This is a genomic window from Microbulbifer celer (assembly GCF_020991125.1).
Classification (GTDB): Bacteria; Pseudomonadota; Gammaproteobacteria; order Pseudomonadales; family Cellvibrionaceae; genus Microbulbifer; species Microbulbifer celer.
Genome location: NZ_CP087715.1, coordinates 3,863,935 through 3,881,681, shown reverse-complemented (window position 1 = coordinate 3,881,681; position 17,747 = coordinate 3,863,935). Strand labels below are relative to the sequence as shown.

15 protein-coding genes are annotated in these 17,747 nt (G+C 59.9%); 6 read left to right on the top strand and 9 right to left on the bottom strand.

Annotated elements, in window-relative coordinates:
• Positions 1 to 57: 57 nt before the first annotated feature.
• The gene (locus LPW13_RS16130; protein ID WP_230436999.1) at positions 58 to 579 is read left to right on the top strand and encodes a GNAT family N-acetyltransferase; all 522 of its coding nucleotides are present in this window, start codon (positions 58 to 60) and stop codon (positions 577 to 579) included.
• Positions 580 to 621: 42 nt separating this feature from the next.
• Here the strand turns inward: LPW13_RS16130 and LPW13_RS16125 are convergent, their stop codons facing one another.
• The 4 genes from LPW13_RS16125 to LPW13_RS16110 form a co-directional block, all read right to left on the bottom strand.
• On the bottom strand, positions 622 to 3,759 hold the full coding sequence (locus LPW13_RS16125) for an efflux RND transporter permease subunit (protein ID WP_230436997.1): 3,138 nt from the start codon (positions 3,757 to 3,759) through the stop codon (positions 622 to 624).
• Positions 3,756 to 5,333 carry an efflux RND transporter periplasmic adaptor subunit gene (locus LPW13_RS16120; protein ID WP_230436995.1) on the bottom strand — a complete coding sequence of 526 codons (1,578 nt, stop codon included), beginning with the start codon at positions 5,331 to 5,333 and terminating at the stop codon, positions 3,756 to 3,758. Before LPW13_RS16120 ends, LPW13_RS16125 begins: the two co-directional genes overlap by 4 nt.
• Positions 5,334 to 5,348: 15 nt before the next feature.
• Positions 5,349 to 6,638, bottom strand: a complete 1,290-nt coding sequence (locus LPW13_RS16115) for a TolC family protein (protein ID WP_230436993.1) — start codon at positions 6,636 to 6,638, stop codon at positions 5,349 to 5,351.
• Positions 6,639 to 6,710: 72 nt separating this feature from the next.
• Entirely contained in the window at positions 6,711 to 7,100 is a 390-nt protein-coding gene (locus tag LPW13_RS16110; protein WP_230436992.1) for a hypothetical protein, read from the bottom strand.
• A 264-nt stretch (positions 7,101 to 7,364) separates the two neighbouring features.
• On the opposite strand from LPW13_RS16110, the gene LPW13_RS16105 reads away from it, so the two are divergent.
• The gene (locus LPW13_RS16105; RefSeq protein WP_230436990.1) at positions 7,365 to 7,754 is read left to right on the top strand and encodes an acyl-CoA thioesterase; all 390 of its coding nucleotides are present in this window, start codon (positions 7,365 to 7,367) and stop codon (positions 7,752 to 7,754) included.
• Positions 7,755 to 7,839: 85 nt separating this feature from the next.
• On the opposite strand, the gene LPW13_RS16100 is transcribed toward LPW13_RS16105, so the two are convergent.
• The gene (locus tag LPW13_RS16100; RefSeq protein WP_230436988.1) at positions 7,840 to 8,436 is read right to left on the bottom strand and encodes a hypothetical protein; all 597 of its coding nucleotides are present in this window, start codon (positions 8,434 to 8,436) and stop codon (positions 7,840 to 7,842) included.
• A 232-nt stretch (positions 8,437 to 8,668) separates the two neighbouring features.
• Between LPW13_RS16100 and groES the strand changes: the two genes are divergently transcribed.
• Positions 8,669 to 8,983 carry a co-chaperone GroES gene (gene groES, locus LPW13_RS16095; RefSeq protein ID WP_230436986.1) on the top strand — a complete coding sequence of 105 codons (315 nt, stop codon included), beginning with the start codon at positions 8,669 to 8,671 and terminating at the stop codon, positions 8,981 to 8,983.
• On the top strand, positions 8,980 to 10,620 hold the full coding sequence (gene groL / locus LPW13_RS16090; protein WP_230436984.1) for a chaperonin GroEL: 1,641 nt from the start codon (positions 8,980 to 8,982) through the stop codon (positions 10,618 to 10,620). Before groES ends, groL begins: the two co-directional genes overlap by 4 nt.
• Positions 10,621 to 10,736: 116 nt before the next feature.
• On the opposite strand, the gene LPW13_RS16085 is transcribed toward groL, so the two are convergent.
• The gene (locus LPW13_RS16085; protein WP_230436982.1) at positions 10,737 to 11,906 is read right to left on the bottom strand and encodes a lipase family protein; all 1,170 of its coding nucleotides are present in this window, start codon (positions 11,904 to 11,906) and stop codon (positions 10,737 to 10,739) included.
• Positions 11,907 to 11,908: 2 nt separating this feature from the next.
• On the bottom strand, positions 11,909 to 12,343 hold the full coding sequence (locus LPW13_RS16080) for a DUF4198 domain-containing protein (RefSeq protein WP_230436981.1): 435 nt from the start codon (positions 12,341 to 12,343) through the stop codon (positions 11,909 to 11,911).
• A gap of 325 nt (positions 12,344 to 12,668) precedes the next feature.
• On the opposite strand from LPW13_RS16080, the gene LPW13_RS16075 reads away from it, so the two are divergent.
• Positions 12,669 to 12,959 (top strand): hypothetical protein, encoded by a 291-nt coding sequence (locus LPW13_RS16075; RefSeq protein WP_230436979.1) that lies wholly within the window; start codon positions 12,669 to 12,671, stop codon positions 12,957 to 12,959.
• 87 nt (positions 12,960 to 13,046) lie between these two features.
• Here the strand turns inward: LPW13_RS16075 and LPW13_RS16070 are convergent, their stop codons facing one another.
• Both LPW13_RS16070 and uvrD read right to left on the bottom strand, forming a co-directional pair.
• Complete coding sequence (locus LPW13_RS16070; protein ID WP_230436977.1) at positions 13,047 to 14,180, bottom strand: TRAP transporter substrate-binding protein; 1,134 nt, start codon at positions 14,178 to 14,180, stop codon at positions 13,047 to 13,049.
• A gap of 144 nt (positions 14,181 to 14,324) precedes the next feature.
• Positions 14,325 to 16,553, bottom strand: a complete 2,229-nt coding sequence (uvrD, locus tag LPW13_RS16065) for a DNA helicase II (protein WP_230436975.1) — start codon at positions 16,551 to 16,553, stop codon at positions 14,325 to 14,327.
• A 330-nt stretch (positions 16,554 to 16,883) separates the two neighbouring features.
• On the opposite strand from uvrD, the gene hexR reads away from it, so the two are divergent.
• Positions 16,884 to 17,738, top strand: a complete 855-nt coding sequence (gene hexR, locus LPW13_RS16060; RefSeq protein ID WP_230436973.1) for a transcriptional regulator HexR — start codon at positions 16,884 to 16,886, stop codon at positions 17,736 to 17,738.
• Positions 17,739 to 17,747: the final 9 nt, after the last annotated feature.

The following is a 17,747-nucleotide window of genomic DNA, read 5'->3' as shown; positions in this document are numbered from 1 at the left end:
CGACGTTAGAAACCCACTATCATCAGCCATTTCAATTCGAGCCATAAAGGAAATCCGTTGAGCATTAAAATACGACGTCTGGAACCTTCGGACGCAGAACAATTGACAGAGATTTACCGCTTCAACTCTGTCTCTGAAAACACCTCACAACTCCCGTACATGAGCTCGGATACGGTAAACAGCCTGTTTTACGAATCGAACAACTATACGCTGGTGGCGATCGACAGTGATCGGGTGCTCGGCCACGTCACGCTGTTTATTTCGCACAAGCAGCGCGAAAGGCACCTGGCATCGGTGGCTATTGCCGTTCATCCGGCGTCCCACGGTCGCGGCATCGGCAAAATGCTACTGCAAGAGGCGCTCGATCAGGCGGATAACTGGCTGAACCTGATACGGGTGGAGCTGGAAGTGCACACTGACAATACCTCGGCGATCGCACTGTATGAAAAAGTCGGATTCGTAAAAGAGGGTGAGCGGCGGTTCGCCACATTCAAGTCAGGGAAGCTCGCCAACGTGTTGATGATGGCGCGACTGAGCCCGCAGTTCACTGCGGGCTCACAACAATCCACCGCGCCATAGCAAAAACACCACCGGGCGAAGTGGAGAGAAGCGGGGTGCAGGTTAAGTGGATTGCAGGCTGTGGGCTTTCCACAGGTAATACACCGCCGGCAGAACCATCAGGGTCAGCAGCATCGCGCTGACCATGCCGCCCACCATCGGTGCAGCAATGCGCTGCATCACCTCGGAACCCACACCGCTGCCGATCATCACCGGAATCAAGCCGATAAACACCGTCGCGGTGGTCATCAGTACCGGTCGCATACGCTGGCCCGCACCGCTGCGGATGGCATTGCGCAGGTCATCAAGTGTCGGATTGCGGCCCGCCACCTCACTATCCGCCAGCGTCTGTTGCCAGGCCTGGTTCAAATACACCAGCATGATCACGCCGATTTCCACCGCCAGCCCGGCAAGGGCAATAAAACCCACCCCCACCGCCACCGACAGGTTGTAGCCCAGCCAGTACAGTAGCCACAAGCCGCCGATCAGGGCCAGCGGCAGGGTGCCCAGAATGATCAGCACCTCTCTCACACGACGGAAACTGAAATACAACAGCAACACAATGATGCCGATGGTGAGTGGCAACAGCAGGCCCAGACGCTCGCGGGCGCGCTCCATGTATTCGTACTGCCCCGACCACGCCAGTGAATAACCGGGCGGCAAATCCAGATTATTGGCCACCAGTTCCCGCGCCTCCGCCACCCAGGAACCCAGGTCCCGGTCGCGGATATCGATATACACCCAGCCATTCGGCCGCGCATTTTCCGTCTTGATCATCGGCGGGCCACTCTGCACGGCGATGGTTGCCACATTTCCCAAGGTCAGGTGGGTGCCGTCCGGTGCCACCAGTGGCAATTCGCGCAGGCGCTCGGGGGAGTCCCGCCAAGCCTGTGGATAACGCAGGTTGATCGGGTAGCGCTCCAGCCCCTCGACCGTCTCACCCACTTTTTTACCACCCACTGCGGTGTCGACCACCGTCTGCACATCCTGAATATTCAGACCGTAGCGGGCGGCGGCGGTGCGGTCGATATCGATGTCGATATAGCGACCGCCCTCCACCCGCTCGGCAAATACCGAGGCGGTGCCGGGCACTTCGGGCAGCAGGCCCTCCAGGCGGGTGCCGATTTTTTCAATCTGGTGTAAATCGGCACCGGCAATCTTGATACCCACAGGCGTCTTGATACCGGTGGCGAGCATGTCGATACGGGTCTTGATCGGCATCACCCAGGCATTGGTCACCCCCGGCAACTGCACCGCTGCGTCCAGTTCTGCGCGCAGTTTTTCCGGGGTCATACCCTCGCGCCACTGGTCGCGGGGTTTAAAGCGGATGATGGTCTCCACCATGGTCAGCGGCGCCGGGTCGGTGGCGGTTTCCGCACGGCCCATCTTGCCCCACACCTGCGCCACTTCCGGCACCTGCTTGATCAGCTTGTCGGTCTGCTGCAGCAGTTCGCGCGCCTTGCCAATGGAAATCCCCGGATGCGTGCTGGGCATATACATCAGATCCCCCTCGTCCAGCGGCGGCATAAATTCGCTGCCGGTGCGGGACAGGGGATACAGGCTGCTGGCCAGTAGTACCAGCGCCACGCCGATTACCCACACGGGGTGGCGGATCGCCAGTTCCAGCGCCGGGCGATAGGCGGCGGCAAACGCGCGGTTGGCAGGATTCGCCTGCTCCGGCTTGATCGGACCACGCACCAGATAACCCATCAATACCGGCACCAGGGTGATGGCGAGACCGGCGGCCACTGCCATGGCATAGGTCTTGGTGTAGGCCAGCGGCGCAAACAGCCGTCCTTCCTGACCTTCCAGCGCGAACACCGGCAGGAAGCTGAGGGTGATGATCAGCAGGCTGAAAAACAGCGGCGGGCCCACCTCGCTGGCCGCCTCGCCGACCACCTGCCAGCGCTGTTCATCGGAGCTGGCATCGTTGAGCGGGTTGCGCTCCATGTGCTTGTGCAGGTTTTCAATCATCACGATGGCACCGTCCACCATGGCGCCGATGGCGATGGCGATACCGCCGAGGCTCATGATGTTGGCGTTGATCCCCTGCAGACGCATCACTACAAAGGCGCCGATGATGCCGAGCGGCAGGCTGATGACGATCACCAGCGAAGACCGTAGATGGAACAGGAACAGGGCGCACACCAACGCCACGACGATGAATTCTTGCAGCAGTTTGTGCCACAGGTTATCCACTGCACTGTCGATCAGTTCGCTGCGATCATAGGTGGGGACGATTTCCACCCCCTCGGGGAGACTGTGCTGCAGTTCGTCGAGCCGGGTGCGCACGCGGTCGATCACCGCGCGGGCATTCTCGCCGAAGCGCATCACGATCACGCCGCCCACCGCCTCGCCCTCGCCGTCGAGTTCCGACAGGCCGCGACGCATCTGTGGCCCCAGGTGTACATCCGCCACATCCCGCAGCAGCAGCGGGGTGCCGCTTTCACTCACCATCAGTGGCAGCTGGGGCAGATCCTCGACGCTCTGGATATAACCGCTGGCGCGCACCATGTACTCCGCTTCCGCCATTTCCACCACCGAGGCGCCGGATTCGCGATTGCCGCGCTCAATGGCCGCCTGCACCTGTGCCAGGGTCAGGTCATAGGCACGCAGCCGCAGCGGGTCCACCTGCACCTGGTACTGCTTCACCATGCCGCCGACGGTGGCGACTTCGGAAACCCCCGGCAGGGTCTGCAGCTCGTATTTCAGGAACCAGTCCTGCAGCGAGCGCAGCTGGGCCAGGTCGTGCTGACCGGTGCGGTCCACCAGGGTATAGCTGTAGATCCAGCCCACGCCGGTGGCGTCCGGCCCCAGCTCCGGGCTGGCGGCGGCGGGCAGGCGCGGGGCGACCTGGCTCAGATATTCCAGTACCCGGGATCTTGCCCAGTACAGGTCGACATCGTCATCAAAAATGACGTAAACGAAGGAGTCACCAAAAAATGAATAGCCGCGCACCGTGTGCGCACCGGGCACACTCAACATCGCGGTGGTCAGCGGGTAGGTGACCTGGTCCTCCACCACCTGCGGCGCCTGGCCGGGATAGCTGGTCTTCACGATCACCTGCACGTCGGAGAGATCCGGCAGTGCATCGACGGGAGTGTGGCGCAGGCTGTAGAGGCCGGCGATAGCCAGCGCCACTGCGGCAATCAGCACCAGCGCGCGGTTGTGCAGGGACCAGTGAATAATACGTACGATCATTTCTGCGGCTCCCGGTCATCCCCATGTCCCATTTGTGAATGGTCCATTTGCGAGTGATCCATCTCGCCGCGATTCATCTCACCGTGATTCATGGCGCCACTGGCCACCGCGCGGGTAGCAATCACCTCATACTTGCCGTCCTCCCGTTCTCGCATTTCGACGCGGATCGCCGCGCCGCTTTCCAATGCGGCGCGCAACGCCGGTTGTGCGGCTTTTGCAACATAAAACCCCATCACCATTCCGGGCCAGTCCCATTCGGGCACCGGGCCGTGCTCCAGGCGCGCATAGTGGTTGTCATCAGGCATGCTGAGCACCCGCGCTTCCGCCCAGGCGGTGGTGGCTTTAGCGGCTCCCTGACGGCCTTGGTCTGCGTACTCGCCACCAATTCTGTCCAGGTCCGCGCTGATACTGGATTCCGAATCCAGCAGGAACTGGGCCGACGTGACCACTTCGGTACCCGCGTCGATACCGTCGAGGATTTCCACCCGCTCGCCCAGCTCGCGACCGGCCCGCACCCGCACGGAACGATAGCGACCACCGCCTTCGGCAATCACCACCCGATCCATTTCGCCGGTGCGGATCAGCGCGCTGCGCGGCACACTGAGTGTGTCCACTTTGGGGCCTTCAAGTTGCAGGCGCACAAACATGCCCGGGCGCAGGGATTTGTCCACATTGTCCACCTGCACCCGTACCCGCAGGGTGCGGGTTTGCGGATCCAGATCCGGCAGTATGTGCACCAGCTCACCGGTCCAGGTGCGACCCGGAGCGAAATCTCCCTGCAGGGTGGCGGTGTCCCCCACCTTTACCCGAGCGCCCTGCTTGGGAAACAGCTCCCCTTCCACCCACACGGTTTGCAGTGGCCCGATACTCATCAGGGTGGTGGCGGGGGTGAGATACATGCCGTCGCGGGCGGCAAACTCGTTCACGTAGCCGTCGGAGGGGGCGTACAGGGTGATGGTCTGGCTGACCTTGCGCGAACGGCTCACTTCGCGCACCTGTTCCGCCGGCACTCCCAGGCTGTTCAGGCGCGCGCGGGTAGCCTCGATCAGGGTGCGATTGCCGCTCTCCAGCGCCGCCACCAGTTCGCTCTGGGCCTTCACCAGTTCCGGGGAGTAAATGGCCACCAGCGGCTGACCCTTTTGCACATGATCACCCACCGCGGTGACCCAGCTCTTGTGCACCCAGCCGCTCAGGCGGGTGTGTACATGGTGCAGCCTGTCTTCGTCCAGCTGTACCAGGCCCACGGTCTCCACCGCGGTGGCCACGGGTCCTTTCTCCGCGGGCGCGGTGCGCACACCGAGATTGTTTTCCACTTGCGGTGAGATGGTGACGGTGCCCGGCGCCGATGGATCCTCTTCGCCCTCGTACACCGGAACCAGATCCATCCCCATGGGGGATTTACCGGGGCCGTCGCGACGGAAGTTCGGGTCCATGGGCGCCACCCAGTAAAGAATCTTCTTTTCACCATCGGCACTGGTCTGACTGTCGTGGTTGTCAGACAGATGGCGTCCAATCAGAAACCCGGCCAGCAGAGTGATCAGTACGAGGGCGGACAGGCGTGGTTTGTTGTTCATTTCGGTAACCGCTGATTATTTGCTGTTGGCGTCGGTGGAGGTGGCGCGGAAATAGCGAATGCGCGCCAGCGCGCGGAAGTAGCCGTAGGTGAGTTCTGCGGCGCTGATCTGCGCCTCGATGGCATCCATACGCGCGTCGATGACGGCGTCAAGCTCCGCGGTATTACTGGCGTAACCCTTGAGGACCGCATCGGCGGTGGCTTCCGCCTGCGCCAGCAGTTCAGTGCGGTACTCATTGCGACGACGATCCAGGTTCTGGGCCATGGCCACGGCGCCATTGAGCTCGGCGTGCAGCTGTTGCAGCAGGTTCTGGCGTTGCAACATACCCGCACTCTCCCGTGCGCGGCTCGCCGCAAGCCGGCGGTCCTGGCGGTTCTCGCGGAACAGTGGCAGGTCAAATGAAATCGTCACGCTGGCGAAATCCGAGCCGTCGCTGGTGGGCGTCCGCTCCCGCTGGCCGTAGCTCAGGTCGACACCAAACTGGGGTTTGTACGCCTCTCGGGCGAGCGCCACATTGGCCCGCTCAGCCGCCACCCGCGCATTGCTGGCGGCCACCGCGGGGTGCTGCTCCACCAGCGTCAGCGGCACGGGTAATACCTGGGCGGCGAGCCAGTCGCGGGTATCCCGCCACGCGGGTTCGCTCGCATCCACCGCCCCCCACGCCGCAGCGCCGACCCAGCGGCTGAGTACACCGCGGGCACGATTGATCTCACCGTCGACTTCGGCAATGCGATCGTCCAGCCGCGCCAGCGCCAACTGCGACTGCAACAACTGCTGGGACTGGATCTGGGCACTGGCGAGGCGCGCGCGGTTGTAGCCCACCAGCTCCTGCATCCATCGACGGTTTTCTGCCAGCAGCGCGCGCACGCGCAACTGTTCCGAGAGGGTGAGAAAGGCGAGGCCTACATCGCGCTCCAGCGCCAAGTCCAGAGCCGCGGCGTCGGCAAATCCGGCCTCGGCGGTGTGAGCACCGCGCTCACCGGCGAGCGTGGCAGAGTCGCCGCGGGGCAGCTTCTGGCTGATCCCCACCACTTTCTGGGTCATCGCCTGATCGTCGAAGGCGAAACTGTCGGTGGGCAGGCTGGCGATCCCCAGCCGGAGCGTCGGGTCCGCCCACTGGGCTTCGGCCACCGCGGTCTCCGCCGCGGCCTCGGCGCCGGCATAAGCGGCGGCCGTGTGTGGATCCTGTTGCCGCGCCAGTTGCACGGCGCTCTCCAGGTTCAGTTGCGCCCACGCCGGCAGTGCGGCGGACACAATCAGCAGCGCCGGGAGCAGTCGTCCCGGGGCGCGCAGGGCAATTCCCATGGATAAATCCTGTCTGTCTGATACTCGGTTATTGCGAGCCGGACACCAGAGGTGGTGGCGGCGAACTGGGCATCAGGCGCCGATGGGAGGGCGCAACAGGTTGCGCTGCGAAGCAGCGAGCGGAGAGGGTGAAATAGGGAGGAACAGGGTGCCCGCGGGCACGGGCTGAACCTGCCAGTCCTGGCTGGCAAACGCGACGGCACCACAGCCGCCTGCAGCGCAGGTCAGCTGGCACAGATTTTTATGGTCCCCGTTCTGCGGACCCTCGGCGTCCTCACAACAGGGCATATCGTGGTGGCCGTGGCCGGCGTCCTGGCCCGCTTCCATGGCGGAGTACATGTCCAACTGCATGGTCATGCCACTGTCCCCTGCGCCCTGATGGTCACAGGCACCGGCCACCGCCAGAGCCAGGCTCTGGGCGGAAAAGCACAACAGGAACAGGGTCAGGATCAGTCCACGCATGGGGGCGAGTCTAGGCGAGCACCGGGCAACAGACAACTGTCTGTTACGGCATGACCGTCTATCCCTATTCATACCGCCGCCCGACTGGCGCAGATTATGCTGCCAAATCTGGGAAATTTGCACGACCTGCGCTGGCTAATTAGTACCCAGTTTGTGCTAGAATGCGCCACCCCGACCGCGGACAACCTTAAATGGAAAGACGAAACAGAAAGACGGTTTGCGCCCCGTCGGGTCCAATAAATCTAAGAATTGTGAGCACTTGCGATGTCCGCCATTGATGAAGAACCGCAACCCAGCGGTACCCTGACCCTGCAGACCCAGTCCATGCCCCGGGACACCAATCCCCAGGGTGACGTCTTTGCCGGTTGGCTGATGTCACAGATGGACGTGGCCGGCGCCATCCTCGCCCAGAGCATTGCCCGCGGCCGTGTAACCACCGTCGCCGTCGGCAGCATGGTATTCCTGCGCCCGGTCACCGTAGGCTCCACCGTGAGCTGCTATGCCGAGGCGGTGGAAGTAGGGCGCTCGTCCATCAAAACCATGGTGGAAGTGTGGCTGACCCGGGTGGATACCGGCGAACAGGTGAAAGTGACCGAAGGCGAATTTGTGTTTGTCGCCATCGACGATCGCGGGCGCACGCGGCCGCTGCCCTGAGTCGCTACACCAGCAATATTTCTGCGATCCTCACAATTGGGGCGGTTGATGCTGATCCGGGTGCCTTTTTACAGCGAGTTCCGCGTCAATGCATACTGCCGGAATCCGGTAACACCACCCCCAAAGCGCGCAACTGCGCCGCCAGTTTCGGATCACCGGTTTCCCGCCAGCGGCGGAACAGTTGTAACACATCGCTGTTGTCGAATACCCGATCCCGGTCGCAAACCGCCGCCACCAACTCCAGCAAACGCACGAATCGTCGCGACAGTTCGCTGAAGAGGCGTCGGTTGTGGCGGGCATTTTCCCCCAGATAGTCATATGCACCGCCACCCATGCCCACGAAGTAATCACGACTGATGCCGCGGCGCGTGTAGCTTTCTGGAAAAAGGGCACCCATAAACAGGGCCAGGTCACCCAGCTGACGCAGGATCAGACAGCGGTGGTGGGGGTTGCCCTCCTCCAGCGCGTCACGATAAAGCAGGGCCAGGGGACGCATGCCCAACTCGCCGCGATCATAGCTGAACACCTGATCACTATCCCCGAAGCGGGCCAACAGGTTGCCCAGATACCACAGAGTGTCTTCCCGCGGCCGCGGGGTCACGTTGTCGGCCTCGGTTTGCAGGCGCTCACGGAAAAAGTCTGCGAGCGTGTTTTCAAAGGTGGTCTGAGATACAGATGGCATCTGCTCCTCCATTTCCTTTTGCAACACTGAAACTATAAGTCCGGGATTATCCCGATTCTATTTTTTTGACTGCGTTTTTTATAAAAAATTTTTATAAAAAATCTCGATATTCCCCTCTTGAAAACCGTCCATCCGCTCCTATTTTGCGAATTGTCAGGGGCGGCGTCCGCCGACGCCCTGCACCTTCAACTGTAACTTTTGAACATCCATATGCTTATTGGGAGGAAATCCGATGAGTATCAAACCGCTCTACGATCGGGTGGTTGTGAAGCGCCTTGCCGCCGAAACCACCACCAAAGGTGGCATCGTCATTCCGGACAAGGCCGCAGAAAAGCCCACCCAGGGAGAAGTCATTGCCACGGGCACAGGCATGCCGCTGGACAATGGCGAGCTACGACCGCTGGCGGTCAAGGTGGGAGACCGGGTGCTGTTTGGTCAGTACGCCGGTAACGAGATTAAACACGACGGCGAGACCTATCTGATCGTCAAGGAGTCCGACATCCTCGCCGTAATCGAACAGACAGAACAACAGGAGAAAGCCGCATGAGCGCGAAGACCGTGAAGTTTTCCGAAGACGCCCGCGAGCGCATGCTGGCCGGTGTAAATATTCTGGCCGATGCCGTCAAAGCCACCCTGGGCCCCAAGGGGCGCAACGTGGTGCTGAGCAAAAGTTTTGGTGCCCCGCGGGTAACCAAAGACGGCGTGTCCGTGGCCAAGGAAATCGAACTCAAAGACAAGTTCCAGAACATGGGCGCGCAGATGGTGAAAGAGGTCGCCTCCAAAACTGCCGATATTGCCGGTGACGGCACCACCACCGCCACCGTGCTGGCCCAGGCCCTGGTACGCGAAGGCCACAAGGCCATCGCCGCGGGCATGAACCCGATGGACCTGAAGCGCGGCATCGACACCGCGGTCAAAGCCGCTGTGGAGGAGCTGGCGGAACTGTCCAAGCCCTGCGACGACACCAAGTCCATCCGCCAGGTGGGTACCGTATCCGCAAACTGGAACGAAGATATTGGCGAGATAATCGCCGAGGCCATGGAGAAAGTGGGACGCGACGGCGTGATCACCGTGGAGGAGGGGAAATCCCTGCACAACGAACTGGAAGTCGTGGAAGGCATGCAGTTCGATCGCGGCTATCTGTCCCCGTACTTCGTTACCAACCAGGAAAAGATGCAGGTGGAGTTGGATAACCCCTACATCCTCCTGTTCGACAAAAAGATCAGCAATATCCGCGACCTATTGCCGATCCTGGAATCGGCCGCCAAGGAAAGTCGCCCACTGTTGATCATTGCCGAGGATATCGAAGGCGAGGCACTGGCCACTCTGGTGGTGAACAATCTGCGCGGGATTCTCAAAGCGGCGGCGGTCAAAGCGCCGGGCTTCGGCGACCGCCGCAAGGCGATGCTGGAGGATATCGCCATCCTCACCGGTGGCACCGTGATTGCCGAGGAAGTCGGCCTGACCCTAGAGAACGTACAGTTGGCGCAGCTGGGCAGTGCCAAGCGGGTAGTGATCGGCAAGGACCGCACCGTGGTGGTGGACGGTGCCGGCGACAAAGCGGCCATCGACAACCGTGTGCAGCAAATCCGCGGCGAGATCGAAGCCTCCAGTTCCGACTATGACAAGGAAAAACTGCAGGAACGCGTGGCCAAACTGGCCGGCGGTGTTGCGGTGATCAAGGTGGGGGCGGCCACCGAAGTGGAAATGAAGGAGAAAAAAGATCTGGTGGATGACGCCTTTCACGCGACCCGCGCAGCGGTAGAAGAAGGCATCGTGGCCGGCGGTGGCCTGACCCTGGTACGGGTGGCGGACAGCCTGCGCGGTCTGGACGGAAAAGGCGGCCTGAAAGGGGCCAATGACGACCAGCAGGTAGGTATCAATATCGCCCTGCGGGCGATGGAAGAACCCTTCCGCCAGATCGTCGGCAACGCCGGCGTCGAAGGCAGCGTTGTACTGAACAAGGTACGCGCAAACGAACCGGTCAATTACGGCTACAACGCCCAGACTGGCGATTACGGCGATATGCTGGAATTCGGCATCATCGACCCGGCCAAGGTGACCCGCTCTGCACTGCAGAACGCCGGTTCCATCGCCGGACTGATGCTGACCACCGAAGTGATGGTGGCAGACAAGCCGGAAGAAAAACCATCAGAAGCGGGGGCTGATGCCTACGATTTCTGATTCTCCTTCCACTCATCCAAACCCCAGTGCTTTGTTTCGGGGCCGCAAGGCCCCTTTTTTATCAGCCTGTCCCCCGGTCTTTGAATGTTTTTTCAATACCAAGGTGCGGGTGTCGATCAGATGCCACGCCCGTCCGCGAGGGTTGCACTCAGCGCCTGCTTGCTGATGTCGTTGACCTTGCTCGAGAGCTTCATCAACAGATTACGTAGAAAGTCCTGGCTCACATTGACGGAATCCGGCGCGGTTCCCATACCCAGAAATTGCATGATTTTCTTCACCAGCAACACCACCAGGCTGACGCCGGTGCTCAACATATCCACCCCCTTCTGCAGAATCATGGCTAACTGATCCATCAGGGTGAAATAAGTGGTTGCGGTAAAGTTGATGACCCGGCCCGCATACTCCATGCACTTTTTGACTACATAAATAATCGCGTCATTCAGCCATTCGATCGCCGACATGGTCTGCCCGACAATCGCCTTGGACTTCAGCCAGGCCTCGATACCGCTATCGGTTTTCGCGGCCGGCCTCATTGCCTGTATATCCTCCCAGCACTTTTTGTCTACGGAATCCTGATAGAGAGCCATATCGTGGTAGGTCTTCCAGGGTATCAACCCCGGCGAAGGCAGGAAGAAGTCCCGCTCGGTACTCGGTGTGTGTACAAAAGGCCAGATCGGAATACAGGGGACAATATCGGTACGGTGATAAGCACGGAAAATATTCTCATCGTTGAGCAGCTTGGTGCACTGCTCGGAAAAGCCAATCAGGCCCACTCGCGGGCTGCCAAATGAATACAGTTTTGGCTGATGATTGGTCGTTTTCTGTATCCATTCGGCGGCGATCGTCGCCAGTGCACCACCCAGGCTGTGACCGAGGCAGTGAACATGTGTGCCCCCCGGCAACGAGTCGACAAAGGGGCGGATCTGCGGCAGCATCGAGTGGAAGGCCTTGTTGAAGCCATCGTGTACCGGTTGTCCATTCGCCGAAGGTGACAGGGTCAGATTCAGGTTGGTCAACCAGTCTGCCAGGTACTGAGTACCGCGAAACAGCACAAAGGCATTACCTTTCAGATTATTCTGCCCCACCAGCAAAAAACCGAACGCGGTTCTCACCTTGATAAACGCCGGCCCTCCGGTTTTACCCTTCAACATGTTTTCTTCGTAGAAGCACAGGTGACCGCCATACTCATGGTTCAGATGCTTAATCGCATCTTCCAGAATCGGGAACTTCGTCAGGGCATATACCTGATTGGAAAGACTGGCTGCTTGTGTTGGTGTCAGTTTCATAATTAAAAAATATCTTCCTTGACGTCGGGAACCACATCCCATTTACATTTGGTGATGAACGGTTGCCTGTCCACGTTGATGACTTCATCTTCTTGCGTGAGTTCGCAGACAACCACCAGGGGCTTACCCCTGGCTTCTGCATTCTCTTCCCGCTTGCGCTTGACTCCTGACCAGATTTTGAATTCCTCGTCATTAAAGGAAACATTGATCAGTTGCCCGACCACAAACTCCTGTGGCAGTAAATTGACAATGTGCCGCTCAAAGATAGGGGGGAGTTCAAAGCGCCCTTCACTATCGGTTACCGTCTCATCCTGCTTCTTTTTCTGGAAATCAGTGGTTCTGATAACCCGAGCACCGGAAACCGGCTTGCCTTCAAATAAAATCACGCCGGAAATACCGGAAAATGTACAAACCTTACCTGTATCCAAAATAGACATAGCAAACAAATAACCCGGGAAAGTTGCCAGAAAAATGCACAATAGCAATCTGCGCAGCATTGTAATGAATACCCTGAAAATGATGATGCAGCGCAACCAGAACGCGCCACAATCCAGTCGAATATAAATCTCTCACCGCTAAAGTCAAAAATATAAAACGGTGTCAGAGTCAATTTTAATATGCGCTGTTTTCTGGCGGCATATGGACCGCGATAGCCCCAGAAACACCAGGTGACTGGTAAATCCGTACCAATTTGACGGCAGTCCACGTTCGGCGGAAGAATACACATCAACGCACAGCAATTTTTATGACAGGGAGAAGTCGATGATCTTGAACGCAGCCATAATCGCGGCCACTTGTACCATCGTTTTTTACGCGGGCCTCGCCATTGCCCGCAGAACCCGCAGCAAGCTTTATCAGGGATTGATCCGTATCGGTGCCGTGGTGTTGACGCTTGCGTGTATCGGCATACTGCCGATGCTGATGAATGTCAGCGTTGCCACTTCCGGGCTGGCCGGACGTTATATGCTGTTTACGCTGATTGGCGGTGCGCTGGTTTACAAGCTGGTGTTGGTAAGATTTATTCCGATACCGGCGGAAAACTCCGAACCGTAAGCGAGATATATCAATCTATCGAGAACCATAGCGGCATCCAGGCATATGGAGTCTTGTTGTCTCTACACCTGGATGGCCAGCCCCTCATCACTGCACATCCCGCTCCCGGGTCTGGTAATACGCCTCTTCACTGATCTGGTGATAGGGGATCACCTGTGATTCAAATTCCTTGAAGGCTTTGTAGACTCGATTGAACTGAGGGTCTTCCGCGGCAGTCTCGGCCATGATCTGCGCGTTGATTTTCTTCAGGTGCGCAATCACGTCGTCCGGCAGGCGCCGCAGCTCTACGCCGTGCTCGTCCACCAACTCTTTCAATGCGCGGTTATTGCGCGCGGTGTATTCGTCGAGCATATCCTGGTTGGCGTCTCGGGCAGCGGTGCGCACAATGGCCTGGAGGTCTTCGGGGAGTTTTTCGAAGGCGGTCTTGTTGATGAGGATTTCAAGAATCGAACCCGGTTCGTGCCAACCCGGGTAATAATAGAATTTGGCGATCTGGTGGAAGCCGAAGGCGAGATCGTTGTAGGGGCCCACCCATTCGGTGGCATCGATCACACCGGTCTGCAGGGCGGTATAGAGTTCGCCACCGGGAATGGTGACTGCGGTACCGCCGGCGCGGTTCAGGACCTCGCCGCCGAGACCGGGGATACGCATTTTGAGCCCCTGCAGGTCTTGGACGGAATTGATTTCCTTGTTGAACCAGCCCGCCATCTGCACCCCGGTGGAGCCGCCGGCCATGGGGATCAGGTCAAACGGTGCGTAGAGTTCTTCCCACAGTTCCAGGCCACCGCCATAGTGCAGCCAGCCATTCATTTCCTGCGCGTTCAGGCCAAACGGCACCGCGGTAAAAAACTGTGCCGCCGGCACCTTGCCCTTCCAGTAATAGGCCGCGCCGTGGCCCACCTGGGCGGCACCACTGGAAACCGCCCCGAATACGCCCATCGCCGGTACCAGTTCACCGGCGCCGAAGACCTTGATCTTCAGGCGGCCGTTGGACATGACATTCACTTTCTTTGCAAAGCGTTCCGGCGCGCTGCCGAGGCCGGGGAAGTTTTTTGGCCAGGTGGTGACCAGCTTCCATTCGAAGGTTTTCTGGCCCGCATTCTCGATAGAAGTGACGGTGTGCTCCTGATCGGAGCGGGAAACCACCAGCGCGCCGAAGGTTAATACCAGCAGTGCGAGCAGGCCGAGAATGACGGGGGGATACCAGTTTATTTTTTTCATGTCTTTTTTGATTTTTATTCTTTGTTTATTCCATCATCCCGGACTTGATCCGGGACCCAGTGGAGGGCGTGGATTTATGATTGCGCCCGCCCCGGTGGTTTACTGGATCCCGGCGTTTGCCGGGATGACGTTTTGGTCGTTGTGTTATAGGGGCTGCAACTTGGCCATGGATACTACCAGCCACTTGCTGCCCACATCGTCAAAGTTGACCTGTACCCGCGCGCGCGGGCCGTTGCCTTCGAACTGGGTGACGGTGCCTTCGCCGAACTTGGCGTGCTCCACACGGCCGCCCAGGGCCAGCGGTGGCAGGTCATCATCGAATTCGGGCGCTGCGTCGGAGTAGGGGTTGATGCCTCCTCCCAGCTTTCCATAGTTGGGCTGGAACAGCGGCTTGGAAATTTCGCTCTTCAGGCGCACTTCGTGCACGTATTCCACCGGGATTTCACTTACAAAGCGCGACGGCTTGTTGAAGGTCTCGCTGCCGAACAGGCGGCGGCTTTCCGCATAGGTGATATACAGTTTCTGCATTGCGCGGGTAATACCCACGTAACAGAGGCGACGTTCCTCTTCCATGCGGCCCGGTTCCTGCGCCGACATTTTGTGCGGGAACAGGTTTTCCTCCACTCCGGCCATGAACACCAGTGGGAACTCGAGGCCTTTGGCGGAGTGCAGGGTCATCAACTGCACCGCATCCTCAAACTCGTCTGCCTGACCTTCGCCGGCATCCAGCGCGGCGCTGTCGAGGAACTGGTTGATCAGCGGGATCTCTTCCTCGTCCACCGCTTCGCCATCGGCATCTGCGGTGGGTACGCCGTCGAAGGAGCGGCAGGCGCTCACCAGTTCCTGCAGGTTCTCCACCCGGGTCTGGCCTTTCTCGCCTTTTTCCTTGCCGTGGAATTCGATCAGGCCGGACTGCTCCACCACCAGCTCGGCGATATGCTCGAGGGTCTTGTCGGTGCTCTCTTCGTCCAGGGTGTCGATCAGGTTGAGGAAGTTGGCCAACGCATTGCCGGCGCGGGCGGCGAGCACTTTCTGCTGCAGCATCCTGGCGGCGGCGTCCCACATGGAACTGCCGTGCTCGCGGGCGAATTCCCGCACCAGGTCCACGGTGCGCGCGCCGATACCGCGGGTGGGGGTATTGACCACGCGCTCGAAGGAGGTGTCGTCGTGACGATTGGTGATCAGGCGCATATAGGACAGCGCATTCTTGATCTCCAGGCGCTCGTAGAAGCGCTGACCACCATAGATACGGTAGGGTACCTGTTCCCGCAACAGCCCCTCTTCCAGCACCCGCGACTGCGCATTGGAGCGGTACAGGATCGCGACGCTGTCGCGGCGGTTGCCTTCGCGCACCCAATCCTGGATCCGCTGCACGATAAACCGCGCCTCATCCTGTTCGTTGTAGGCGGAATACAGCGAGATCGGCTCACCCTTGTCACCCTCGGTCCACAACTCTTTACCAAGACGCCCGGTGTTGTGGGCGATCACCGCGTTGGCGGCATTGAGGATGGTGCTGGTGGAGCGGTAATTCTGCTCCAGACGCACGGTCTGCACGTCTCGCAGGTCCGCCTCGAAGTGCTGGATATTCTCGATCTTGGCCCCGCGCCAGCCGTAAATCGACTGGTCGTCATCGCCTACCGCAGTGATCCGGCACTCATCCCCCGCCAGCAGGCGCAGCCAGGCGTATTGAATAGTGTTGGTGTCCTGGAATTCGTCCACAAGGATGAACGGGAAGCGGCGGCGATAGTGGGCGAGGATGCCGTCGTTATCACGCAACAGCTCATGCGCGCGCAGCAGCAACTCGCCGAAATCCACCACCCCCGCGCGCTGACAGGCGGCCTCGTAGGCAGTGTAAATACCCACCATGGTCTGCAGCCAGGGGTCGCCGGTGAGCTGGATATACTGCGGGCGGATGCCCTCGTCTTTCTGCGCGCCAATCCACCACTGGGTCTCCCGCGGCGGCCACTTCTTCTCGTCCAGCCCGATCTCGTTCTGCACCCTTTTGATCAGGCGCAGCTGGTCGTCGGAATCGAGGATTTGGAAGTTCTGCGGCAGCTTGGCCTCTTGCCAGTGGGCGCGCAACAGGCGGTGGGCGAGGCCGTGGAAGGTGCCCACCCACATGCCGAAAGTGTTCACCCCCAGCAGCTCTTCAATCCGGCCGCGCATCTCGCGCGCGGCCTTGTTGGTGAAGGTCACTGCCATAATGGAGTAGGGGGAGGCCCCCTCCACCTGCATCAGCCAGGCGATACGGTGCACCAGCACCCGGGTCTTGCCCGAGCCGGCACCGGCGAGAACCAGTTGGTTGCCCGGGGGCGCGGCTACGGCCTCGCGCTGGGCGTCGTTGAGGGGGTCTAAGAGTTCTGATACGTCCATGGGCGGGGATTGTATCAGAGGAATCGTGGGTTACCTGTTCATATAAACAGGTTTTTGGTGTCAGCCGGAGGGAATGGTGGATGCTTTCTGGTAATCCATCCGACAGGATAACCATCCCACTGCGGTGGCGGAACTGCTGCCGGGTGAACCTTTGCGGGACACGCCGTAAACCCATCCATGGGGGCTCGGCTGCGGCCGTCCTGGCCGCAGACGGTCCCGCAAAGGTTCACCCGGCATCAGCTCCTTCGCGTCTGACATCGTCGCATCAATACTCGCCAGCGAAGGCCTGTGCCGCTAAACTGCACAGCTTGAACCATAGAAGGTAGTGTCGTGAAGCCAGCGGAAGTCACGCAGAAGATCAGCGAGCAACTGAGTTCCATGCGCAAATCGGAGCGCAAAGTTGCCGAATTCATCCTCGCCAATCCCGACGAAATCATCCATATGCGCATCGTCGACCTAGCCACCGAGGCCCAGGTGAGCGAGCCTACGGTGGTGCGTTTCTGTCGCGCCGTCGGCTGCTCCGGATTCCAGGAATTCAAACTCAACCTCGCCCAGCAGCTGGCCTCCAGCCCCAGTTTCGGCCAGATTGCAGTCACCGAAACCGACACCATCGCCGAGTACAAGCGCAAGGTATTTGACTCCACGGTCGACACCCTGTTGAACGTGCGCGACAAGATCGACGCGCGTGCGCTGGAAGCCGCGGTCAGCGCCATCGCCGCCGCCAACCGGGTGGAATTTTTCGGTTTCGGCGCCTCCGGTGCCGTCGCCACTGACGCCCAACACAAGTTCTTCCGCCTGCAGCTGGCCGCCGCGGCCCACTCCGACCATCACATGCAGAGCATGTCCGCCATGAGCATGCACCCCGGTGATGTGGTGGTGGCCATCTCCCAGAGCGGGCGCACCTCGTCGCTGCTGCGCTCCATCGATATGGCCAAGGCCCAGGGCGCCACGGTGATCGGACTCGGTCCCAGTGGCTCGCCGGTGACCCGCAAGGCCAGCATCCCGCTGGAAGTGGACGTGGAAGAAGATATAGAGCTGTATACCCCGCTGTCGTCCCGCATCGCCCATCTGGTGGTGATCGATGTGCTCGCCATCGGCGTCGCCCAACGCAAGGGACCGCAGTTGCAGGAACACCTGCTGAAACTCAAGCAGGGGCTGTACAACCTGCGGGAAGAAAAGCACTAACACTAACCG

Coding starts and splice junctions, on each gene's coding strand:
- LPW13_RS16125 (WP_230436997.1), bottom strand. CDS start 3,759: ATGATCGTACGTATTATTCACTGGTCCCTGCACAACCGCGCGCTGGTG.
- LPW13_RS16120 (WP_230436995.1), bottom strand. CDS start 5,333: ATGAACAACAAACCACGCCTGTCCGCCCTCGTACTGATCACTCTGCTG.
- LPW13_RS16115 (WP_230436993.1), bottom strand. CDS start 6,638: ATGGGAATTGCCCTGCGCGCCCCGGGACGACTGCTCCCGGCGCTGCTG.
- LPW13_RS16110 (WP_230436992.1), bottom strand. CDS start 7,100: ATGCGTGGACTGATCCTGACCCTGTTCCTGTTGTGCTTTTCCGCCCAG.
- LPW13_RS16105 (WP_230436990.1), top strand. CDS start 7,365: ATGTCCGCCATTGATGAAGAACCGCAACCCAGCGGTACCCTGACCCTG.
- LPW13_RS16100 (WP_230436988.1), bottom strand. CDS start 8,436: ATGCCATCTGTATCTCAGACCACCTTTGAAAACACGCTCGCAGACTTT.
- groES (WP_230436986.1), top strand. CDS start 8,669: ATGAGTATCAAACCGCTCTACGATCGGGTGGTTGTGAAGCGCCTTGCC.
- groL (WP_230436984.1), top strand. CDS start 8,980: ATGAGCGCGAAGACCGTGAAGTTTTCCGAAGACGCCCGCGAGCGCATG.
- LPW13_RS16085 (WP_230436982.1), bottom strand. CDS start 11,906: ATGAAACTGACACCAACACAAGCAGCCAGTCTTTCCAATCAGGTATAT.
- LPW13_RS16080 (WP_230436981.1), bottom strand. CDS start 12,343: ATGTCTATTTTGGATACAGGTAAGGTTTGTACATTTTCCGGTATTTCC.
- LPW13_RS16075 (WP_230436979.1), top strand. CDS start 12,669: ATGATCTTGAACGCAGCCATAATCGCGGCCACTTGTACCATCGTTTTT.
- LPW13_RS16070 (WP_230436977.1), bottom strand. CDS start 14,180: ATGAAAAAAATAAACTGGTATCCCCCCGTCATTCTCGGCCTGCTCGCA.
- uvrD (WP_230436975.1), bottom strand. CDS start 16,553: ATGGACGTATCAGAACTCTTAGACCCCCTCAACGACGCCCAGCGCGAG.